We start from the raw sequence: 19,601 nt of genomic DNA on the forward strand, positions 1-19,601 counted from the left end.
AATAAATTCAGTCTAAAAATCGACGAAAAGCGTATAAGAAGTAATCTGTATTGTTAAATCGAATTTTGAGCAGCATATAACTTATATATTTATTTACTTTTATTACATTTACAAGATTAGTTAACAACCCTTTAAAAACGACTTATAGCACATGGGCTTTTTTGACTTCTTAACCGAAGAAATTGCAATAGATTTAGGTACTGCAAATACACTTATTATACATAACGACAAAGTTGTTGTTGATGCGCCATCGATAGTTGCGCGCGATAGAATTACAGGAAAAATAATTGCTGTTGGGCAACAAGCGAGTTTAATGCAAGGTAAAACGCATGAAAATATTAAAACAATTCGCCCATTAAAAGATGGTGTTATTGCTGATTTTGATGCTTCTGAGCAAATGATAAGTATGTTTATTAAAAATATACCTGCTTTAAAAAAGAAGTTTTTTACACCAGCTTTACGTATGGTTATTTGTATTCCGTCTGGAATTACTGAGGTTGAAATGCGCGCAGTAAAAGAAAGTGCGGAGCGTGTTAATGGCAAAGAAGTTTATTTAATACACGAACCTATGGCTGCGGCTATTGGTATTGGTGTAGATATTATGCAACCTAAAGGGAATATGGTTGTAGATATAGGTGGTGGTACTACCGAAATTGCAGTGATTGCTTTAGGCGGTATTGTTTGCGATAAATCGGTTAAAATTGCGGGTGATGTATTTACAAATGATATTGTGTATTATATGCGTACACAACACAATTTATATGTTGGTGAACGTACTGCTGAAAAAATAAAAATACAAATCGGTGCTGCTACTGAAGATTTAGAATTACCCCCAGAAGACATGAGTGTTCAAGGAAGAGACTTACTAACAGGTAAGCCTAAGCAAGTGCAAATTTCTTTTAGAGAGATTGCCAAAGCTTTAGATAAATCTATTTTACGTATTGAAGATGCTGTGATGGAAACCTTATCGCAAACGCCTCCAGAATTAGCTGCCGATATTTATAACACTGGTATTTATTTAGCTGGTGGTGGATCGATGTTACGTGGTTTAGATAAACGTTTGTCGCAAAAAACAGATCTTCCTGTTTACATTGCCGAAGACCCATTAAGAGCTGTTGTAAGAGGAACTGGTATAACACTTAAAAATTTACCTAAGTACAAAAGTGTTTTGATTAAATAAACAACCTAGGGACAAGTATACGGGGAACTAAAATTCCAAAAAGACAAATACTAAACTTTCAAAAAAGAAAAACAAGGGAAGCTTCAGTATATCAAAACAAAAAAACAAATTCAAAGAGCATAAAACAGTCGCTAAATCATGCAGCAGATTATAAATTTCATAATAAGAAACAAAAACTTTTTGTTATTCTTATTACTATTCTTTATATCTATTGTATTTACTATTCAGTCGCACTCGTACCATAAAAGTAAGTTTATAAATTCTGCTAATTTTTTAACTGGTGGTATTTATAATACATTTAATAATTTTAGTTCTTACTTAAATTTAAAATCTCAAAATCAGCTTTTAGCTGAAGAAAATAATCGTTTAAAATCGCTTTTATTTAATTCTGAAAATAAAACAGATTCAACTTATATTGATAGTACTTCTTATAGAGATTTATACAAAATTACTACTGCAGAAATTATAAAAAATAGCTATTCTGCTACCAATAATATTCTACTAATAAACAAAGGCACTAATGATAATATTAAAGAAGACTTTGGAGTAATTACTAGCAAAGGAATTTTAGGGGTTATTGTAAATACAAGTAAAAATTATTCAACAGTAATTTCCATATTAAACACAACCAGTAACATTAGTGTACAGTTGAAAAAATCCAATCATTATGGGTCTTTAACCTGGGATGGCGATTCGCCAGAAATTGTTCAATTAGTAGATGTTGAAAAAATTGCACCAGTTACTAAAGGCGATACCATTGTAACTTCTGGGCGTTCATCAATTTTTCCTAAAAATATTCCTGTTGGGATTGTTCAAGATTTTGAGTTAGATACAGCAGAGAATTATTACGAAATTAATGTGAAGCTTTTTAATGACATGACAAATTTGGAACACGTTCATATTATTGAAAATAGAGACATTGAAGAGATTACAAACCTACTAAACGAAACCAATGAATAGTATTATATCTATACATAGCATTCGTTTTATATTGCTTATTTTAGTTCAAGTATTAATATGTAGTAATATTAATTTTTTAGGATATATAAATCCTTATATATATGTGCTTTTTATAATTCTATTTCCTGTAAAAAATAATCGTACTCTATTTATTTTTTTAAGTTTTTTATTAGGATTAATTGTTGATTCGTTTTTAGATTCTGGCGGTATTCATGCAGCAGCCTCTGTATTTATAGCCTACATTAGACCACTTATATTAAAGTCCTCTTTTGGTATGGCATACGAGCATCAAAACATGAAGTTCGATTCTGTTACTTTTGGAGATAAACTCACTTACATTACCATAATGGTTACTGTGCATCACATCATTTTATTTTATTTAGAAATATTTAGCATTTCAAAAATAATTTTAATCCTTCAAAAAGCGTTATTCTCAAGTATATTTACTATTATACTATGTGTTTTAATAACTATTATTTTTAGTCGAAAATCTAAATGAGGCAACTTTTACTTCTTATATCTGTAATTTTTGTTGGTTTTGTATTTATAGCAAGACTTTTTTATCTACAAGTATATACTCAAAACACGCATAATCTATTTGAAGATAATGCTATCAGAAAAGTTCGCGATTATCCAAAACGTGGTTTTGTTTACGATAGAAACGGTCAGCTTTTAGTAGCCAACCAACCATCGTATGATGTTATGGTTATTCCTCGCGAAGTTGAACCATTCGATACTTTAGAGTTTTGTTCTTTATTAAAAATTGATAAAGCAAAATTTATTAAAACCTACAATAAAGCAAAACGATACTCCCCAAGATTACCATCGGTTTTTGTATCGCATTTATCAAAAGAAGATTATGCTGTTTTGCAGGAAAAAATGCGAAAATTTGATGGGTTTTATATTCAAAAACGATCACTTAGAAAGTATGAAACCTCAATTGGCGCTAATGTTTTAGGCGATATCGGTGAAGTTAATAATGGAGACATAAAAAAAGACTCATATTACAGAATGGGTGATTTAAAAGGGAAACAAGGTGTAGAAGCTTCATATGAAAAAATACTGAGAGGCATAAAAGGTATTAAGTTTATCCAAAAAGATAGACATAATAGAAATTTAGGCCCTTATAAAGATGGTAAATTTGATACCATTCCAGAACAAGGTAAAGATATTACCATAACCATAGATGCTAAATTGCAAGAATATGGTGAGTTATTAATGCAAAACAAGCGTGGCGGAATTATTGCTATCGAGCCCTCAACAGGGGAAATATTAACAATGGTATCTGCTCCATCATACAATCCAAATATTTTGGTAGGGAGAGTACGCTCTAAAAACTTCACAAAACTTTACAATGATACTATTGCTAAACCATTATTCGACAGAAGCTTAAAAGCTCAATACCCACCAGGATCTCCATTTAAAGTCCTTAATGCTTTAATTGGTTTACAAGAAGGCGTTGTAACCACTGAAGAACGCTTTACCTGTAGAAGAGGCTATTATTATGGAAGAAAAAAATTAACTGGTTGTCATGTCCATCCACCTTCTGCAAACATGAATTTAGGTATTTACGAATCATGTAATGCATATTTTGCTAATGTTTATAGACGTATTATAGATAAAAACGAAAACCCGTATGAAGGTATGATGACTTGGAGCAAGCATTTAAAAAGTTTTGGTTTAGGTGATTATTTAGGTTATGATTTAAAAATTGGTAATAAAGGTAGAATTCCTGATGGTGATTTTTATAATAAATGGTACGGGAAAAACCGTTGGGCTTCAACTTTTAATATTTCTAATGCCATTGGTCAGGGTGAAGTAGAAACAACCCCTATTCAATTAGCAAATATGATAGCTGCTATTGCTAACAGAGGCTATTATTATACACCACATATTATTAAGTCTATTGAAGGTGATACAATTCCTCAAAAATACACAAAACCAAAATACACTACTATAGATAAAGAACATTTTGAACCAGTAATACAAGGTATGTTTGATGTTTACAATAAAGGAACTGCAAAACATGTACAAGTTTCTGGAATTGAAATTTGTGGTAAAACAGGAACCGCAGAGAATTATGCTAAAATAGATAGCTTAAAAACACAGCTAACAGATCATTCTATTTTTGTAGCCTTTGCTCCAAAAGATAACCCTAAAATTGCTATCGCAGTATTTGTTGAAAATGGCTATTGGGGCAGCAGATTTGCAGGAAAAATTGCTAGCTTAATGATTGAAAAACATATAAAAGGAGAAATTACTAGAACTGATTTAGAAGATTGGATTTTAAGACATAGTTTAGAAGATGAATATGCTAAACCGTATTCTGGAGAACCTTTTGAAATTAACGGTAAAACAAAATTACAAGTTGTTGAAGAAAAGGAATACTACCGTTTAAAAAAGCACCTAAAGGTAATTAGCAAAACAACAAATTAATGGCTAGAGAAACGAATAGATATTTTAAATTCGATTGGATTACCATTATTCTTTTCTTGCTATTAGTTGGTTTTGGGTATTTGAATATTTTATCGGCATCACACACAGGAAGCTCTATTAATTATTTTGATTTCTCACAACCATACGGCAAACAACTCATTTTTATTTTCTTAACCTTTGGTTTAATCATACTTTTATTAGCTTTTGATGCTAAGTTTTACGAACGTTTCTCGAGTATTATTTATACCGTATCGATGCTATCATTAGTTGGTCTTTTTATTTTTGGGAAGAACGTAAATGGTGCTACATCATGGTATGCTATTGGCGGCATGACTATTCAACCCAGTGAGTTTGCTAAAATGGCAACAGCATTAGCAGTAGCTAAACATGTCAGCGATTTAAACACTAATATTAATACGTTAAAAGATCAAATAAAAGCTTTTATAATTATCGCAATTCCAGCAATTTTGGTGCTATTACAAAACGACACTGGTAGCACCATTGTGTACGGTGCATTCTTTTTTGTTTTATATCGCGAAGGGTTACCAAAATACTATTTAACTATTGGTGTATCTATGATTATAGTATCCATTTTATCTTTAAAATTCGGAGCAACAATCACCTCTATAATAGCACTTATATTGGTTGTTGGTTTTCATTTTTTAAGTAAAAAGAAACTGCGCCTATTTCAATCTTTATTTATTTTAATAGCAACAATTGCCATATCTTTTGGAATAAAATTCTTTTATGAAAATATTTTAAAACCCCACCAACAAGACCGTATTAGTCTTTGGTTGAGATTGGAAAAAGACCCAGTAAAATTAGAGCAAATGAAAAAAACGTTTGCTTATAATTTGAATGAATCTGAAAGAGCAATAAGCTCAGGTGGTTTTTCAGGAAGAGGTTTTATGGAAGGTACTAGAACCACAGGGAAATTTGTACCCGAACAGCACACTGATTATATTTTTAGTACCGTTGGCGAGGAATGGGGCTTTTTAGGAAGCGCCTTTGTTGTTATTCTTTTTGTACTGCTTATAATGCGTATTTTGCTTTTAGCAGAGCGTCAAAAAACACAATTTAGTAGAGTATATGGTTATGGTGTGGCGTCAATTATTTTTATACACTTTCTAATTAATATAGGCATGGTTATGGGTTTAATTCCAACCATTGGTATTCCGTTACCTATGTTTAGCTATGGAGGTTCAGGCCTTTGGGCATTTACTATTTTGTTGTTTATTTTCATCAAACTAGATTCTAACAAAATAAATGAGTGGTAAGTCGATAATCAACATTATCACAAATAATAATTTTATTAAAACTAATCCGTACCTTGAACTAAAGATATTTATATAGTTTAATGAAGAATCTATTTGTTTTATTCTTAACTTTTACTTTATTGCTTACATCATGTAGTTCATCTAATGATGATCAAACGCCTCCAGATTATGAAAACAAACCTGTTGGTGAGTTTATTGATAATTGGTCGTTTAGAGTGTTTCCGAAATTAGGCGATAACTTTGATTTAGCAGAATTCAAATTATGGGTTCCAGAAAGCACAAATAATTTAAAAGCAGTTTTAATTTTATGTAATTATAGTAATGGTGGCTCTTTTGGATGGCTAAATTTAGAGGAGTGGAAAAATTTTGCAAAAACTGAAAAATTAGCACTGATGGCTATTAATGTTAAAACAACTACTGCTGATGGTTTTTATACAGATGCTAAAGGCGGTAGTGGTGATGCATTGCTTAAAGCTCTTGATACCATTACATATAAAAACAATTTAACTCATGTTAGCAAACTCCCTTTTTTAATGAAAGGCTATTCTGCTGGTGGTGTTTTTAGTTATTATTTTTCCGATTTTAAACCAGAACGTGTCATTGCTTTTGTAAACATAAGAGGTGGCGCAGTTGGTTTAACCGCTAGTGGAAATAGTAATATTCCTGGGTTAATGCTATTAGGCGAAAATGATGCCATTTCTAGAAATCAAAATATGGCAGGAGTTGTCCTTTCTAAAAGAAATGAAGGTGGTGCTTTTAGTTATGCTATAGAACCCGATGTTGATCATTTTGGAAACTTAGGTTCTTCTTGGGAATTAGCAAGAGATTTTTTCTCGGCAGCATTAAGCAAAAGGCTTACTGATGGTACAAACGAACTTAACATAATTCCAGAGAATTCTGGTTGGTTGGGTAACAATGCAACTAAAGAAATTTTTTCTTTTAACGAATTTCCAAATCCAACAAAAGAAGGTTCATGGCTAATTGATGAAGCGTTTGCCCAAAAATGGAAAGCCTATCAAACTAAATAAGTTCTCTACTTTTTAAGTTCCAATTTTTCAGCAAAATAATCACAAAAATCTTTCATGGTTGCTGTCATTTTTTCATCTTGTGTAGCTCTATTAAATGTATCGCTCATCGCTACTAAGGTTTGATGAAAAAACACTTTCATTTCATCAACCGGCATATCTTTAGTCCATAAATCTATACGCAACGTCTCTTGAGTTTTAGCATCCCAAACGGCAAGCATCATGGCTTTTGCCTCTTCATTTGTGATGCCTCCATCTTGCGCTGTCCAAAATAATTTTTCTGGAATACGGTTATCATCCAATTCTACATTTAACTCTATTTTAGAAGTATGATTCTTTGCCATTATTTACGTGGTTTAAACTTGGTATTATTAAATATGTCTTCAGTAGATTTTATTAGCATGTCTTTTAAAGACACATCGTTTTGTTTCATATAAGCACATACTATTTGCCAGCCAATATACTGCCCTAAACGACCTGGAGAATCGGCATCAATTTCCTCTAAATAAAACTTAGTAAAAGGTGCTGGGTTTATAAATCTGCTAGGTAATTTAGAGTCTGTACTAAACAACAACTCACGATCAACAAAATACCGCCATATATAACTTTCGTTAGCTATAGCCCAATTTAATTGATCTTGCGAATACCCTATACGTTCTGCTTCGGTTTTAAAAGGGATTACAACATCTTTAAAATAAAGTTGTTTCCCAAAATAAATCATTTCATCTAACAAGGTTTTATTTGGTTGTTGATAAATATATTTTTTAGCATATTCGCCAGCTAAGTCAACTACAATTTGTTCTTTGGTTAAATTCGCTCTAATATATTTATGAATATTCTTGTAAAATTTATGATCGCTACCTAAATAATTATCTAAAGCAATTACAGCAATAGTATCGGTTACAATTACCTTATTTCTGTAACGCACATCATTAGTTACTGTAATTATTCTAGGCGGATTAAATTCTGGAAAATAATATTTTAAATGATTGAATAAGGATTCAATTTCTGTTTCAATAGCTTCAAAAGCAGTAAATGTTTTATCTACTTCATTAAATAATTGAATCTGTAAAGTATCAGCTTTTTTAGCTAACCAAAATGAATCTGAATATTTCTCAGAAAACATAAAAGGATAAGCTTGTTTTAATTTTGGTAAATCTTCTGAAGTTGCTTCAGCAAAAAACCTATCAAAGCGTTCAACTGTAATATCTGTGTTTATTTCAGCAATGCTTTTTTGTAGTGCATTATCCCTTTTACAAGAAGTAATTATTAATACAATACCTATAAGCAATATTATTTTTTTCATATAAAACTTAAACGACATAAATTTTTATTAATTGGGTGTTTCGTTTATTTTTGTTTGCAAAGGTACTATTCTTAGATTAAAAAAGTTGTTAAATATGCAAACAGAAAAAGTAGTAAATTATATTGTTAATTGGTTAAAAGATTATGCAACTAATGCTGGAGTAAATGGTTTTGTAATTGGTATTTCTGGAGGTATTGATTCTGCTGTAACCTCAACATTATGCGCCAAAACGGGCTTAAATGTATTATGCATTGAAATGCCAATACACCAAGCAGAAAGTCATGTTACAAGAGCTCAAGAGCATATTGCAGAATTAAAAAAAAGGTTTGATAATGTTGATAATACACGTACCGATTTAACTCCTGTTTTTGAAGAATTTAAAACCGAAGTGTTTTTTGATGGAGACCAAGCTACTATTGATATGGCTTTAGCAAATACCAGAGCACGTTTACGAATGACAACACTTTACTATTACGCAGGTCTGTATAAATTATTAGTAGCTGGAACAGGTAATAAAGTTGAAGATTTTGGAGTTGGGTTTTACACTAAATATGGTGATGGCGGTGTAGATTTAAGTCCTATTGCAGATTTATTAAAGTCTGAAGTTTATAAATTAGGTGAATTTTTAGACGTTCCAGATTCTATAATGAAAGCAGCACCAAGTGATGGTTTATTTGGAGACACCAGAAGTGACGAAGACCAAATAGGAGCTTCTTATCCTGAACTGGAATGGGCAATGAAAATGCATGATACAGGCAAAACTGTAGGCGATTTTTCTGGTAGAGAGCAAGACGTTTTTAAAATTTACAAACGCTTTAATTCTGCCAATAAACATAAAATGATTCCAATTCCAATTTGTATAATCCCTACTAATTTAACGTAAGTATTGTATTATAATTAAAAAAAACTTATCTTTGTTAACATAGTTAATCTCTCAATTATAGTTAAACTCAAAAGACTATAATAACTAAAACCCTATAACAATGATAAAATTATTAATAGCAGACAACCACCCAATTATTAGAAAGGGACTAGAACATCTTTTTTCAGCATCTTCAGACATTAAAATTGTAGGAAGTGTAGATGATGGTGATGACATTTTAAACTTTATTAAAAATAATGATGTTGACATTATTTTGATGGAAACAGATTTCCCAAAACTCAACGGTTTAACCGTTTTACGTTATTTAAAGAAAGACTTTCCAGACATTAAAACCATTATTTTTAGTGGTCAACCAGAAGAAGTGTATGGTATTAATGCCATTAAAGCTGGTGCTTCAGGATTTATTTCTAAATCAACAAACATCATAACCATTAACGAAGCTATTTTAAAAGTTTACGAAGGTGGCATTTATTTAAGTGATGCACTAACCCAACAATTAGCTTTCGGTGCTAAAACCAACAAATCTGGTTCTTTTTACAAAAAACTATCAACTCGTGAATCTGAAGTTTTAAAACTTTTAACAATTGGTAGAAAAAACAAAGAAATTTCTAAAGAACTAAACATTAACGAGAAAACAGTAAGCACATACAAAGCGCGTTTAATGAGAAAACTAAAAGTAAATAACTTAGTTGACCTTGTAAATCAAGCAAAACTATCAGCAGAGCTATAATACACGATTAAGCTTTCTGGATAACAACATTTTTAGACCCGAATAGTCTTTTACTTCTTCAAGTATATTTCTATTCGTGTCTATTTTGTTTTGCAATGTTTCGTTCTGAAACTCTTTTACCTTTTGTTCTATTAAAAAACAACGTAGGCTTAAAATAGTTTCGCTAACCAATTGCGAAATGCTTTGTTTTTTCGATTTAGGAAAAATATTCATGCGTTCCCAATCGTCTAAAGTATAACGTTCATCTTCCATTAAAATAGTAGTAATTTGACTAGAGGTTTCTGAATCTACTGAATTAATAAATGATTTTAGATTAAATTCCTGATTCTGATTTAAGGTGTCTATAATCGTATAATACAAGGTTTTAAATTGGGTGTTCGAGAATTCCATTTCATCGTCTTGCAAATCTAAAAACACTTTTTCAAATACTTTAGCTTGATGAATTACAGGCTCTAAAATAAGCTCGCCTTTGTCGTTTTCTTTTAAAACCAAATCTTCAAAATCCTCCGTTTCATTTCCATAAAGTAACAAAACTTCAATAATTTTTCGCTCTAAAACATATTGTACATCAACTTTTTTAACGGGTTGCTGGTGTTTTATAACATCAAAAGCCTTTTGTTCGTTTTTATGTTTTTTATTTTCTTCTTGAAACTCTTTCTTATTAATTTGAGCCAACGTACTAAATAAAACTTCCTCGCTAATGTCCATAATTCTGGCACATTCTTGAATATAGATTTCTTTTTTAATACGATCTGGAATTTTAGAAATACTATTTACAATATCTCTTACTGTTTCTGCTTTTTTTATAGGGTCGTTCTTTGATTCTTCAAACAAAACCGATGCTTTAAACTGAATAAAGTCTTTAGCATTTTCATCTAAATAAAGCGAAAGCTCTTCAAGGGTATTATTTTTCGAAAAACTATCGGGATCTTCACCTTCTGGAAACGTACACACTTTCACATTCATGCCTTGTTCCAAAATTAAATCGATACCACGAAGTGAAGCACGCAAACCTGCTGCATCACCATCAAACAAAACGGTAATATTTTTTGTAAGTCGGTTTATAAGTCTTATCTGCTCTGAAGTTAATGCAGTTCCTGATGACGATACCACATTCTTTATCCCCGTTTGATGAAACTGAATAACATCGGTATAACCTTCAACTAAATAGCAATTATCTTCTTTTGCAATACTTTGTTTGGCGTGATAAATACCGTACAGCACTTTACTTTTATGATAAATATCGCTCTCTGGAGAATTTACATATTTAGCTGCTTTTTTATCGGTAATTAAAATACGACCACCAAAACCTAACACACGGCCACTCATACTTTTTATAGGAAACATAACGCGCCCTTTAAACCTATCAAAACGCTTAGTTTCTTTAACAATAGTAAGTCCCGTTTTTTCAAGGTAATCTATATTATAACCTTGTTTTAAAGCCTCGTCTGTAAAGGCTTGCCACTCATCAAGGGAATAGCCTAAATCAAAGGTTTTAATAGTGTCTTCGGTAAAACCGCGTTCTTTAAAATAGCTTAATCCTATCGATTTTCCTTGATCAGTTTTATGTAATATGTTTTGAAAATAAGTGCTTGCAAACTCACTGACCAAATATAAACTTTCGCGTTCGTTTGCGGCTTCTTTTTGCTCATCAGATTGCACCGTTTCTTCAATTTCAATATTGTACTTTTTGGCTAAATATTTAATAGCCTCAGGATAGGTAAAATGTTCGTGTTCCATTAAAAACGCCACCACATTACCACCTTTTCCACTTGAAAAATCTTTCCAGATTTGCTTAACAGGAGATACCATAAAACTAGGAGAACGTTCGTCTGAAAACGGACTTAAACCTTTAAAATTACTGCCTGATTTTTTAAGATTTACAAAATCACCAATAACCTCTTCTACGCGAGCGGTTTCAAATACTTGGTCTATGGATGATGCTGATATCAATGGAGAAAACTTATTTTAAATGTAAATGTAATATAATCTATTCATTTAAGAAATGTATGCAATTTATAAATTTGATATTGATAGAAAAACAGCTAATTGTTGTTTACAATACTATTATGCTTTGTTTAATTTAACAATCAAATTATATCTTATTTTAAATCTTTATTAATTGCTGCCTTGTTTTTATTTATTTTAAACTTGAACGCTCAGTAAACAATTAACCCTTGTAAACTGAACCAAAAATGGAAGCTTTATAGGACAAAAAAGAAAAAAGTCAACAACAATACACTTCTTGGTATTTGGAGATTCGAAAGGCTCCAGACATTTTCCAAATATTTTAAAGCGTGCCAATTCTTTACAACTAGATTTTTGTATTACTACTGCAGATTTAGTAAACAAGGTAAAATTGATTATAATCTTCTTTATAAATTTAAACGGTTGGTTTATACGAAAATACCCAATGTGGTCAACCTAGTAAATCATGAAGAAGTAGGAAGAGATGGCGACATTGAAAATTTTATCATTTTTTTTGAATGAAAAAAGCGATGTATAGTTTCAAATACGGAAACGCTAAATTTATTGCTTTACCATGGCCCAAAATTAAAGACAATAAAAAAAAGCTGAAATGACTAAAAAGAGAATTAAGAAAGGTAAGAGGAAAGCATATTTTTATTTTTAAACACCGACCACATTATACGGTAGGTGTAAAAGCTATAAGGATTTAGAAGGAAAGGAAAATGCTACTACTAAATTATACGATAGGTATAATGTAACAGCTGTTTTTAGTGGTCACGATATATTTATTATAGAACAAAATAACACAAACTACATTATTTCTGCTGGTGCTGGAGCCTCTATTTATCCATTAAACAGAGAAAAAGATACGCTTAAAGATGATGTTTATTACGGCAAAAGAACTAAAAATAATGATGCTTCTCCATACAAATTCTGTGATGCTGATGGTCCTGTAACCGATATTCCCAAAGCCATGTATTAATTGAATATTATAATCAATAACTAAAAAAATAGCTCAAATATTATATATGACATTAATCATATTTTATATGATTTCTATCTTCTACCTTAGTCTTTTATATAAGTTACTGAAATATAGATAACTATGTAAACATAAAACCATAATATATGACAACACTAACAAATACTTCAAAATTATTTAGAGTTATATTAGGATTATTTCTAATTATATATGCTTTAAATCAGTTTTTGCATTTTATACCATTTACTTATGGTGAAATGCCCGAAAACACAAAAGACTTTATTGATGCTGTAGCTGTATATTTACCTTATTTATATATTTTTGAAATACTGATTGGATTGCTTTTAGTCTTTAATAAATGGACACCATTTGTTTTAATTGTTCTATTTCCGTTAACTATTTCGTTTTTAATATTTAATTTAACTAATAACGATTTAAGTAAAACATGGACTGCTTTAATTATAGCAATTTTAAATATTTTTTTATTAATAAATTATAAGAAAAAGTATATTCCGCTTTTTTCTTAAAGTGAGTTACTTAAAACAAAAAAGAGCTAAGTATACTTAGCTCTTTTTTGTTTTAAAAATATACTAATCTAAATCTACACGAATTCCTAAAGAAATATTATTTTGCTTAACTGCCTGATTTTTAAAAATTGGAGATAAATCGTATTTTATGTATAATGCCAAATCTCCCACGCCCATATAACCGCTTAAACCATACACAAAATCGCTAGTATTATAATTTCGCTTTATTTTTTGCTTTACACGATCACCACTTTCGCTATATCTTAATTTTTGAAGGGTACCAATATTAATACCTCCATAAGCACCAATCCCTATTTTAAATTGTCTATTATTTATATATCGAATCCGATTGTCTGATCTATCCATTTTTTTTAATGGACCAAATTCAAAATGAACAGGAAACACCAAATTTGTTGTTCTGAATTTTGCTTTTTTGAGTGCTACCGGAAAAGTTTCGATGGATGTTATATTGCCGTTTTGCAAAAAATACTGATTGTCATCTAAATTAAGTTTATTCCATTGAAAAGAGAAACCATATTTGAATCTTACAAAACGTGAATTTTCAAATACCCTTGTTTTCCAATTCCATCCCAATTCTATAAAACTCGAAGCTCCTATTTTATACGGCGAATCACTTAAATTTTTGCCATCAATAATAGCATTATTAAATCCTACTGCAAACAACAAGTCGTTTGATGTACGCACATCATCTTTTGGTTTTCTCTTATTGCCTTTAATACTAAAAGTTCTGTTACTAACCATTAAACCTATCTTGTTTTCTTTTTCTGCATCAGCATCTTTACTTTCTGGATAAGTGTTTCTTCTATAAAGCGAGATTCTGTTATCAACAATAGCAATACGGTTCTCAATATTTAAGGCACGTTTTTCAGCAGCTTCTTTTTTTAATTGTTCTGCATCTTCACTTGTAATCTCTCCTTTATCGAAGCGTTTAATAATAGCTTCAACTTCTGCTTTTAAAAAATCCTTTTCTTGCTGTTTTATAGTTTCTTTAAATATTTTTAAAGCTTCGATTCGTTCAAGGTTATTTGGTTTTTGAATCGTATCCTGCGCATGGATTAAGTGCACATTTAAACACAGCACTACGAGTGCTAAATACTTAGTAATTGTTTGCATAACTGTTCGTTTTTTGCCCATAGTGGGTTTCGGTTATTGATTGAATTTTGATGAATTTTTAGTCGTTACGTTGTGCAACAGCTGTTTTTACCGTAATAAAATTTTCTTTCAAAGCTTTAAAAACTTTGTCTCTAAAAGACTGATCTAACTCGTATTCAACGTCTTGAAGTAATGCCAAAGCATCAATTTTTTTAGTGCTTTCGTTATATAATCGTTTTAATTTAATGTCTTTTTGCGCTTCTGCCAACAACGCTTCTATTTCGTTTTCCGTAACTTGGTTTTCTCCATCTTTTAAGGCGTCAACTTGAGCTATTACTTCCTGTATTTTTTGCTCTTCGAGTGTTAACTTTTCTGAAACTATTTTGACAGATTCAACAATGTTTTCTTTTAAAGATTGAATAGTTTTTTCTTCAACAATAAGAATTGTTCCTTCAGTTAAATTAGGCTTGATTATAGTTGTTGTTTTTTGAATTTGATTTGATTGTTTATCTTCTTTTAATTTGATTTCTTCTGAAGCTTCTTCAATATTTTCAATATTATCACTAGCTATTTTATTGGTTGTATCTTGTTTTACAACTTCTGGTGTAACCACAATTTGTGGTGTAATCTGCTCAACAGACTCATTCTTAAAAACTTGTGTGATTACTAATAAAACACCTATAATACTTGCTGCAATACCCAACCACCAAAACGATTTGTTACTCCGCTTTTCTTCTTGATTTTCTAGACGATTAGACAATTTACTCCACGCATCAGCAGATGGTTTTATTGTTCTTTTTTCAAGCTTATCTTTTATGTTTTTATCAAATTTATTTGGTGCCATAGCTTGTTGTTTTATTTAATTCTTTTAATTTTTCTTGCAACAATTTTCGTGCTTTAAATAGCTGTGATTTTGATGTGCCTTCGGTTATATTTAACATATTGGCTATTTCTTGATGCTTATAACCTTCAATGGCATACATAACAAATACCATTTTGTAGCCTTCTGGCATCACATCTATGAGTTGCTGAATTTCGGCAACTTCAATATCTGTTTTAATGTTGTTTGTGTAATTGTTTTCATGTTCTATATCTTCAACTATAAACTCAATATTTTTTTTCTGTCGTAAAAACGAAATGGATTCCCGAATCATAATGCGACGTATCCAACCTTCAAAACTACCTTCGTTCTTAAAATTTTTTAAATGAGAAAAAACTTTAAAAAAACCATTAAGCATCACTTCTTCTGCATGTTGCATATCTTTAATATAGTACCTGCAAATGCTTAACATTTTTGGAGCATATAACTCGAACAACACATGTTGTGCTTCCCGGTTATTCTTTATAGCTCTTTTAATAAGCTCTGGTTCGTCCCAATAGTTATTGGAATTATGGAGTTGAATGACTTTCAAAAAAATGATTTTATATGGTCTTCTATTTATAAAGACGCAAATTTTGTACTAAAGGTTGCCTGAATTTATTTTTTTCATAAATACTATTTCAGATTTAATCAGTTTTCGTATAATTACGTTCTGAAATAGAAGCATTTAGTTAAATTATAATTAGTATGAATATTAATTTAAAAAAAGTAAATTCCTAAATATTAATACAATCAGAAAAAATATTTAACCAATCATAATATAAACTAAACTTAAAAAACAACAAAACATGAAGTATACATTTTTAGCTACAGGATCCATACTAGAAGGATTAGACTGGGTTGTACTAAGCATCTATTTTTTGGCACTTATAGCTGTAGCTGTTTGGGTTGTTCTTCAAAAGAATAAAAGTACAGAAGATTATTTTTTAGCTGGCAGAAATGTAGGTTGGTTTGTAATTGGTGCTTCAATTTTTGCTTCAAACATTGGATCGGAACATGTTGTTGGTTTAGCTGGAACAGGTTTTGAATCTGGAACGCCAATGGCACATTATGAACTTCATGCATGGATTGTATTATTATTAGGCTGGTTGTTTTTACCATTTTACATAAGGAGTGGTGCTTTTACCATGCCAGAATTTTTAGAAAAACGTTTTGATTCTCGTTCTAGGTGGTTTTTATCTTTATTTTCTTTAGTAGCTTATGTTCTCACTAAAGTTTCTGTAACTATTTATGCGGGTGGCATAGTGGTTTCTGAGTTGCTTGGTATTCCGTTTTGGTATGGAGCTATTGGTATTGTTATTTTTACAGGAATCTATACTGTTATTGGAGGCATGAAAGCTGTAATTTATACAGAAACGCTTCAAACCGTTATTCTAATTCTAGGCTCCGTAATTATAACCTATTTAGGATTACAAGAAGTTGGTGGGTGGTCTCAATTACGAGAAACAGTAACATCAGTTAGCCCTAATCATTTTAATATGTGGCGTCCCATGAACGATCCAGATTTTCCATGGACAGGATTATTATTTGGAGGAACCATTGTTGGTATCTGGTATTGGTGTACAGACCAATATATTGTTCAACGTACCTTAGCAGCAAATAATATAAAAATTGGAAGAAGAGGTGCTATTTTTGGAGCTTATTTAAAACTATTACCCATTTTAATTTTCTTAGTTCCTGGTATAATTGCTTTTGCATTATCGATTCAACAACCTGAAATATTCCATGTTGAAAAAGCCGACAGAGCATTCCCTATGTTAGTTAAAACACTCTTACCTGTTGGCTTAAAAGGATTGGTTGCAGGAGGGTTAATGGCTGCTCTAATGAGCTCTTTGGCTTCTGTTTTTAATTCATGCTCAACCATATTTACAATAGATATTTATAAAAAATTAAAACCTAATAAAACAGATAAACAGTTACTTAATATAGGCAAAATTGCAACAACATTTATTGTGATTTTAGGTATTATTTGGATTCCAATTATGGAAAAAATTGGTGGAGGTGTTATGTATCAATATCTTCAAAATGTACAGTCGTATATCGCTCCTCCAGTAACTGCTGTTTTCTTACTAGGAATTATCTGGAAACGCGTTAATGCTAAAGCTGCCATTGTAACACTACTTGCTGGTTTAGCTCTTTTAATATTCAGATTAGGTTCAGAAATTTATTATCAGCCTCAAATTGCTTCTGGCGAAAATATAAACAATCTAATCTATGGATTTGCAACCATCAATTTTGCACACATGGCTATATTTATGTTTGTTTTTTCTGTAATACTTTGCATCTCTGTAAGTTTAGCTACAACAGCACCTAATTATAAGACTATTATTGGATTGTCTTTTGGAACACTTACTGAAGAACAAAAACAAGAAAACAAGAACAGTTACAATACTACAGATGTTGTTTTATCTGTTATCCTTGTCATTCTTGTTATAAGTGTTTTAAGTTATTTTACAGGGACATAAAATTATTAAAAACGATAACTATTTACTCGACTTAGCAAAACACACTTAATGTAGAAGTAGAAATTGATTTAATATTTAAAAAAATTAGATAACAAATGAAAAAACATATTTTAATTATGCTATTAACAGCATTAACTTCAGAAACAATTCAAGCTCAAGATTGGGCAAATTTAAAACGATTTCAAACCGAAAATAAAGCGTTAAAAATCCCTAAGCCAAACGAACACCGTATTGTGTTTATGGGAAACTCTATTACTGAAGGGTGGAAAACTTTACGACCAGAATTTTTTTCAAATAAATCTTTTGTTAATAGAGGTATTAGTGGACAAACCACACCGCAAATGTTATTAAGGTTTAGGCAAGATGTTGTTAATCTCTCACCATCAGTTGTAGTTATATTGGCGGGTATTAACGATATCGCTGGAAATACTGGGCCTTCAACCATTGAAATGATTTTTAATAACATAGTTTCAATGGCAGAAATAGCTAAGGCTAATAATATAAAAGTTATTTTATGTTCGGTACTTCCTGCTTACGATTTTCCGTGGCGACCAGGACTTGAACCCGCTGAAAAGGTTGTTAAGTTAAATGCATTATTAAAATCTCATGCAAAAAAGCATAATCTAGTTTATGTAGATTATTTTTCGGCAATGGCAAACGATGTAAAGGGTTTGAGAAAAGAATTAGGAAGTGATGGTGTACATCCAAATGCCGAAGGCTATGCTATTATGGAGCCTATTGTTGAAAAAGGCATTGCTTTAGCATTAAAGAACAATTAAATAACAATATTAAAGTTAGTAGATTAAACATTTATCTACTAATAATATAATAAAACCTAAATGTTAAAAAGATTTGTTCTATTTTCCTTTTTATTTTTTATAAACTTTATAACTCTAGCGCAAGTTTCAGGAAAAACAGTTGTTGCAAAAAAAGGGGATGGTATATATGCTTTACTTCGAAACAATGGATTAGACCCTACAAAATATTTTGAAAAATTTATCATCTTAAATAAAGAAAATTTAAAATCCAATAATCAATTATTAATTGGTAAGAGCTATATACTGCCAAAGGCTGAAGTAATCATTGAAGAACCACATACTATAAAAGATAGTATTCCTTCAAATGATATAGATAGTGCTACTATTATAAATAAAATTGAGTTTCCGCTTTTTGGAAAAAAGCACAGTGTATTTAATGTTGAAAGCAAAAAACTTAACGGTGCCATTTATTATTTAATTTCTGGTCATGGCGGACCAGACCCAGGTGCTGTAACAAAATATAATAATAAAACTATTTCTGAAGATGAATATGCTTATGATGTAACACTACGACTTGCTAAAAGGTTGCTTTCTAACGGAGCAAAAGTTTATATTATTATTAAAGATGAAGATGATGGTATTAGAGATAAACGCATTTTAGAAGTTGATTATGATGAAGTTTGTTATGTAAATAAAAAAATACCCAGAAACCAGACTTTGCGATTGCGCCAGCGTACCAGAACTGTTAACACCTTATACATGAAACATAAAGGTGCTTACCAAAGACTTATTGTTACGCATGTTGATAGTAGAAGTGAAAATAAAAACATTGATGTGTTTTTCTATCATCATAAAAAAAGTAAATCTGGTAAACGATTAGCAACAAATATTCTGGAGTCTTTTAAGCAAAAATATGCTGAACATCAACCCAACAGAACCTATGCTGGTTCAGTTAGTTCTCGTAGTTTGTATTTAATTAAAAACACGTTTCCGCCTATGGTTTATATTGAATTAGGAAATATAAAAAACAAAAAAGACCAAAAACGTATTTTGGATTATGAAAATAGAGAAGCTTTAGCTAATTGGATTTATGGTGGGTTGTTGGTTGATT

At 30.8% G+C, this 19,601-nt stretch carries 18 protein-coding genes; 12 read left to right on the forward strand and 6 right to left on the reverse strand.

What is annotated here, in order from left to right:
- The first annotated feature begins 151 nt into the window (after positions 1-151).
- The 6 genes from AADI82_RS05860 to AADI82_RS05885 all read left to right on the forward strand — a co-directional run bounded on the left by AADI82_RS05860 (position 152) and on the right by AADI82_RS05885 (position 6,881).
- Positions 152-1,180, forward strand: coding sequence for a rod shape-determining protein (locus AADI82_RS05860; RefSeq protein WP_341215517.1), 1,029 nt, complete (start codon positions 152-154; stop codon positions 1,178-1,180).
- A gap of 138 nt (positions 1,181-1,318) precedes the next feature.
- Positions 1,319-2,140, forward strand: a complete 822-nt coding sequence (gene mreC / locus AADI82_RS05865) for a rod shape-determining protein MreC (protein WP_341215518.1) — start codon at positions 1,319-1,321, stop codon at positions 2,138-2,140.
- Positions 2,133-2,639, forward strand: coding sequence for a rod shape-determining protein MreD (locus AADI82_RS05870; protein WP_341215519.1), 507 nt, complete (start codon positions 2,133-2,135; stop codon positions 2,637-2,639). Before mreC ends, AADI82_RS05870 begins: the two co-directional genes overlap by 8 nt.
- Positions 2,636-4,576, forward strand: a complete 1,941-nt coding sequence (gene mrdA, locus AADI82_RS05875) for a penicillin-binding protein 2 (protein ID WP_341215520.1) — start codon at positions 2,636-2,638, stop codon at positions 4,574-4,576. The genes AADI82_RS05870 and mrdA overlap by 4 nt, the downstream gene beginning before the upstream one ends.
- Positions 4,576-5,853: a rod shape-determining protein RodA gene (gene rodA, locus AADI82_RS05880; protein ID WP_341215521.1), complete on the forward strand. Its 1,278-nt coding sequence runs from the start codon at positions 4,576-4,578 to the stop codon at positions 5,851-5,853. Before mrdA ends, rodA begins: the two co-directional genes overlap by 1 nt.
- An 80-nt stretch (positions 5,854-5,933) precedes the next feature.
- Complete coding sequence (locus AADI82_RS05885) at positions 5,934-6,881, forward strand: hypothetical protein (RefSeq protein ID WP_341215522.1); 948 nt, start codon at positions 5,934-5,936, stop codon at positions 6,879-6,881.
- A 5-nt stretch (positions 6,882-6,886) separates the two neighbouring features.
- Here AADI82_RS05885 and gldC read toward each other — a convergent pair whose 3' ends face one another.
- Both gldC and gldB read right to left on the reverse strand, forming a co-directional pair.
- Complete coding sequence (gene gldC / locus AADI82_RS05890; protein WP_341215523.1) at positions 6,887-7,222, reverse strand: gliding motility protein GldC; 336 nt, start codon at positions 7,220-7,222, stop codon at positions 6,887-6,889.
- Positions 7,222-8,184 carry a gliding motility lipoprotein GldB gene (gene gldB / locus AADI82_RS05895; RefSeq protein WP_341215524.1) on the reverse strand — a complete coding sequence of 321 codons (963 nt, stop codon included), beginning with the start codon at positions 8,182-8,184 and terminating at the stop codon, positions 7,222-7,224. Before gldB ends, gldC begins: the two co-directional genes overlap by 1 nt.
- 94 nt (positions 8,185-8,278) lie before the next feature.
- Here gldB and nadE point away from each other — a divergent pair, with 94 nt between their 5' ends.
- On the forward strand, positions 8,279-9,067 hold the full coding sequence (nadE, locus tag AADI82_RS05900; RefSeq protein ID WP_341215525.1) for an NAD(+) synthase: 789 nt from the start codon (positions 8,279-8,281) through the stop codon (positions 9,065-9,067).
- Between the two features lie 100 nt (positions 9,068-9,167).
- A complete protein-coding gene (locus AADI82_RS05905; RefSeq protein ID WP_341215526.1) occupies positions 9,168-9,797 on the forward strand; it encodes a response regulator transcription factor in 630 nt (209 codons plus the stop codon).
- Here the strand turns inward: AADI82_RS05905 and dnaG are convergent.
- On the reverse strand, positions 9,792-11,750 hold the full coding sequence (gene dnaG, locus AADI82_RS05910; RefSeq protein WP_341215527.1) for a DNA primase: 1,959 nt from the start codon (positions 11,748-11,750) through the stop codon (positions 9,792-9,794). The genes AADI82_RS05905 and dnaG overlap by 6 nt on opposite strands.
- A 1,143-nt stretch (positions 11,751-12,893) precedes the next feature.
- On the opposite strand from dnaG, the gene AADI82_RS05915 reads away from it, so the two are divergent.
- Complete coding sequence (locus tag AADI82_RS05915) at positions 12,894-13,274, forward strand: hypothetical protein (protein ID WP_341215528.1); 381 nt, start codon at positions 12,894-12,896, stop codon at positions 13,272-13,274.
- Between the two features lie 63 nt (positions 13,275-13,337).
- Here AADI82_RS05915 and AADI82_RS05920 read toward each other — a convergent pair whose 3' ends face one another.
- The 3 genes from AADI82_RS05920 to AADI82_RS05930 are packed head-to-tail and all read right to left on the reverse strand — an operon-like array spanning position 13,338 to position 15,799.
- A complete protein-coding gene (locus AADI82_RS05920; RefSeq protein WP_341215529.1) occupies positions 13,338-14,408 on the reverse strand; it encodes a hypothetical protein in 1,071 nt (356 codons plus the stop codon).
- Between the two features lie 58 nt (positions 14,409-14,466).
- A complete protein-coding gene (locus AADI82_RS05925; protein WP_341215530.1) occupies positions 14,467-15,231 on the reverse strand; it encodes a hypothetical protein in 765 nt (254 codons plus the stop codon).
- Positions 15,218-15,799, reverse strand: coding sequence for an RNA polymerase sigma factor (locus AADI82_RS05930; protein ID WP_341215531.1), 582 nt, complete (start codon positions 15,797-15,799; stop codon positions 15,218-15,220). Before AADI82_RS05930 ends, AADI82_RS05925 begins: the two co-directional genes overlap by 14 nt.
- Before the next feature lie 256 nt (positions 15,800-16,055).
- On the opposite strand from AADI82_RS05930, the gene AADI82_RS05935 reads away from it, so the two are divergent.
- The 3 genes from AADI82_RS05935 to AADI82_RS05945 all read left to right on the forward strand — a co-directional run.
- Positions 16,056-17,732 (forward strand): sodium:solute symporter, encoded by a 1,677-nt coding sequence (locus AADI82_RS05935; RefSeq protein ID WP_341215532.1) that lies wholly within the window; start codon positions 16,056-16,058, stop codon positions 17,730-17,732.
- A 95-nt stretch (positions 17,733-17,827) separates the two neighbouring features.
- Positions 17,828-18,511: an SGNH/GDSL hydrolase family protein gene (locus AADI82_RS05940; protein ID WP_341215533.1), complete on the forward strand. Its 684-nt coding sequence runs from the start codon at positions 17,828-17,830 to the stop codon at positions 18,509-18,511.
- Positions 18,512-18,571: 60 nt separating this feature from the next.
- The coding region (locus tag AADI82_RS05945) for an N-acetylmuramoyl-L-alanine amidase (RefSeq protein WP_341215534.1) at positions 18,572-19,601 on the forward strand (1,030 nt) is incomplete at its 3' end.

Origin of the sequence: uncultured Wocania sp., assembly GCF_964021735.1 — a bacterium.
Lineage (GTDB): Bacteria > Bacteroidota > Bacteroidia > Flavobacteriales > Flavobacteriaceae > Wocania_A.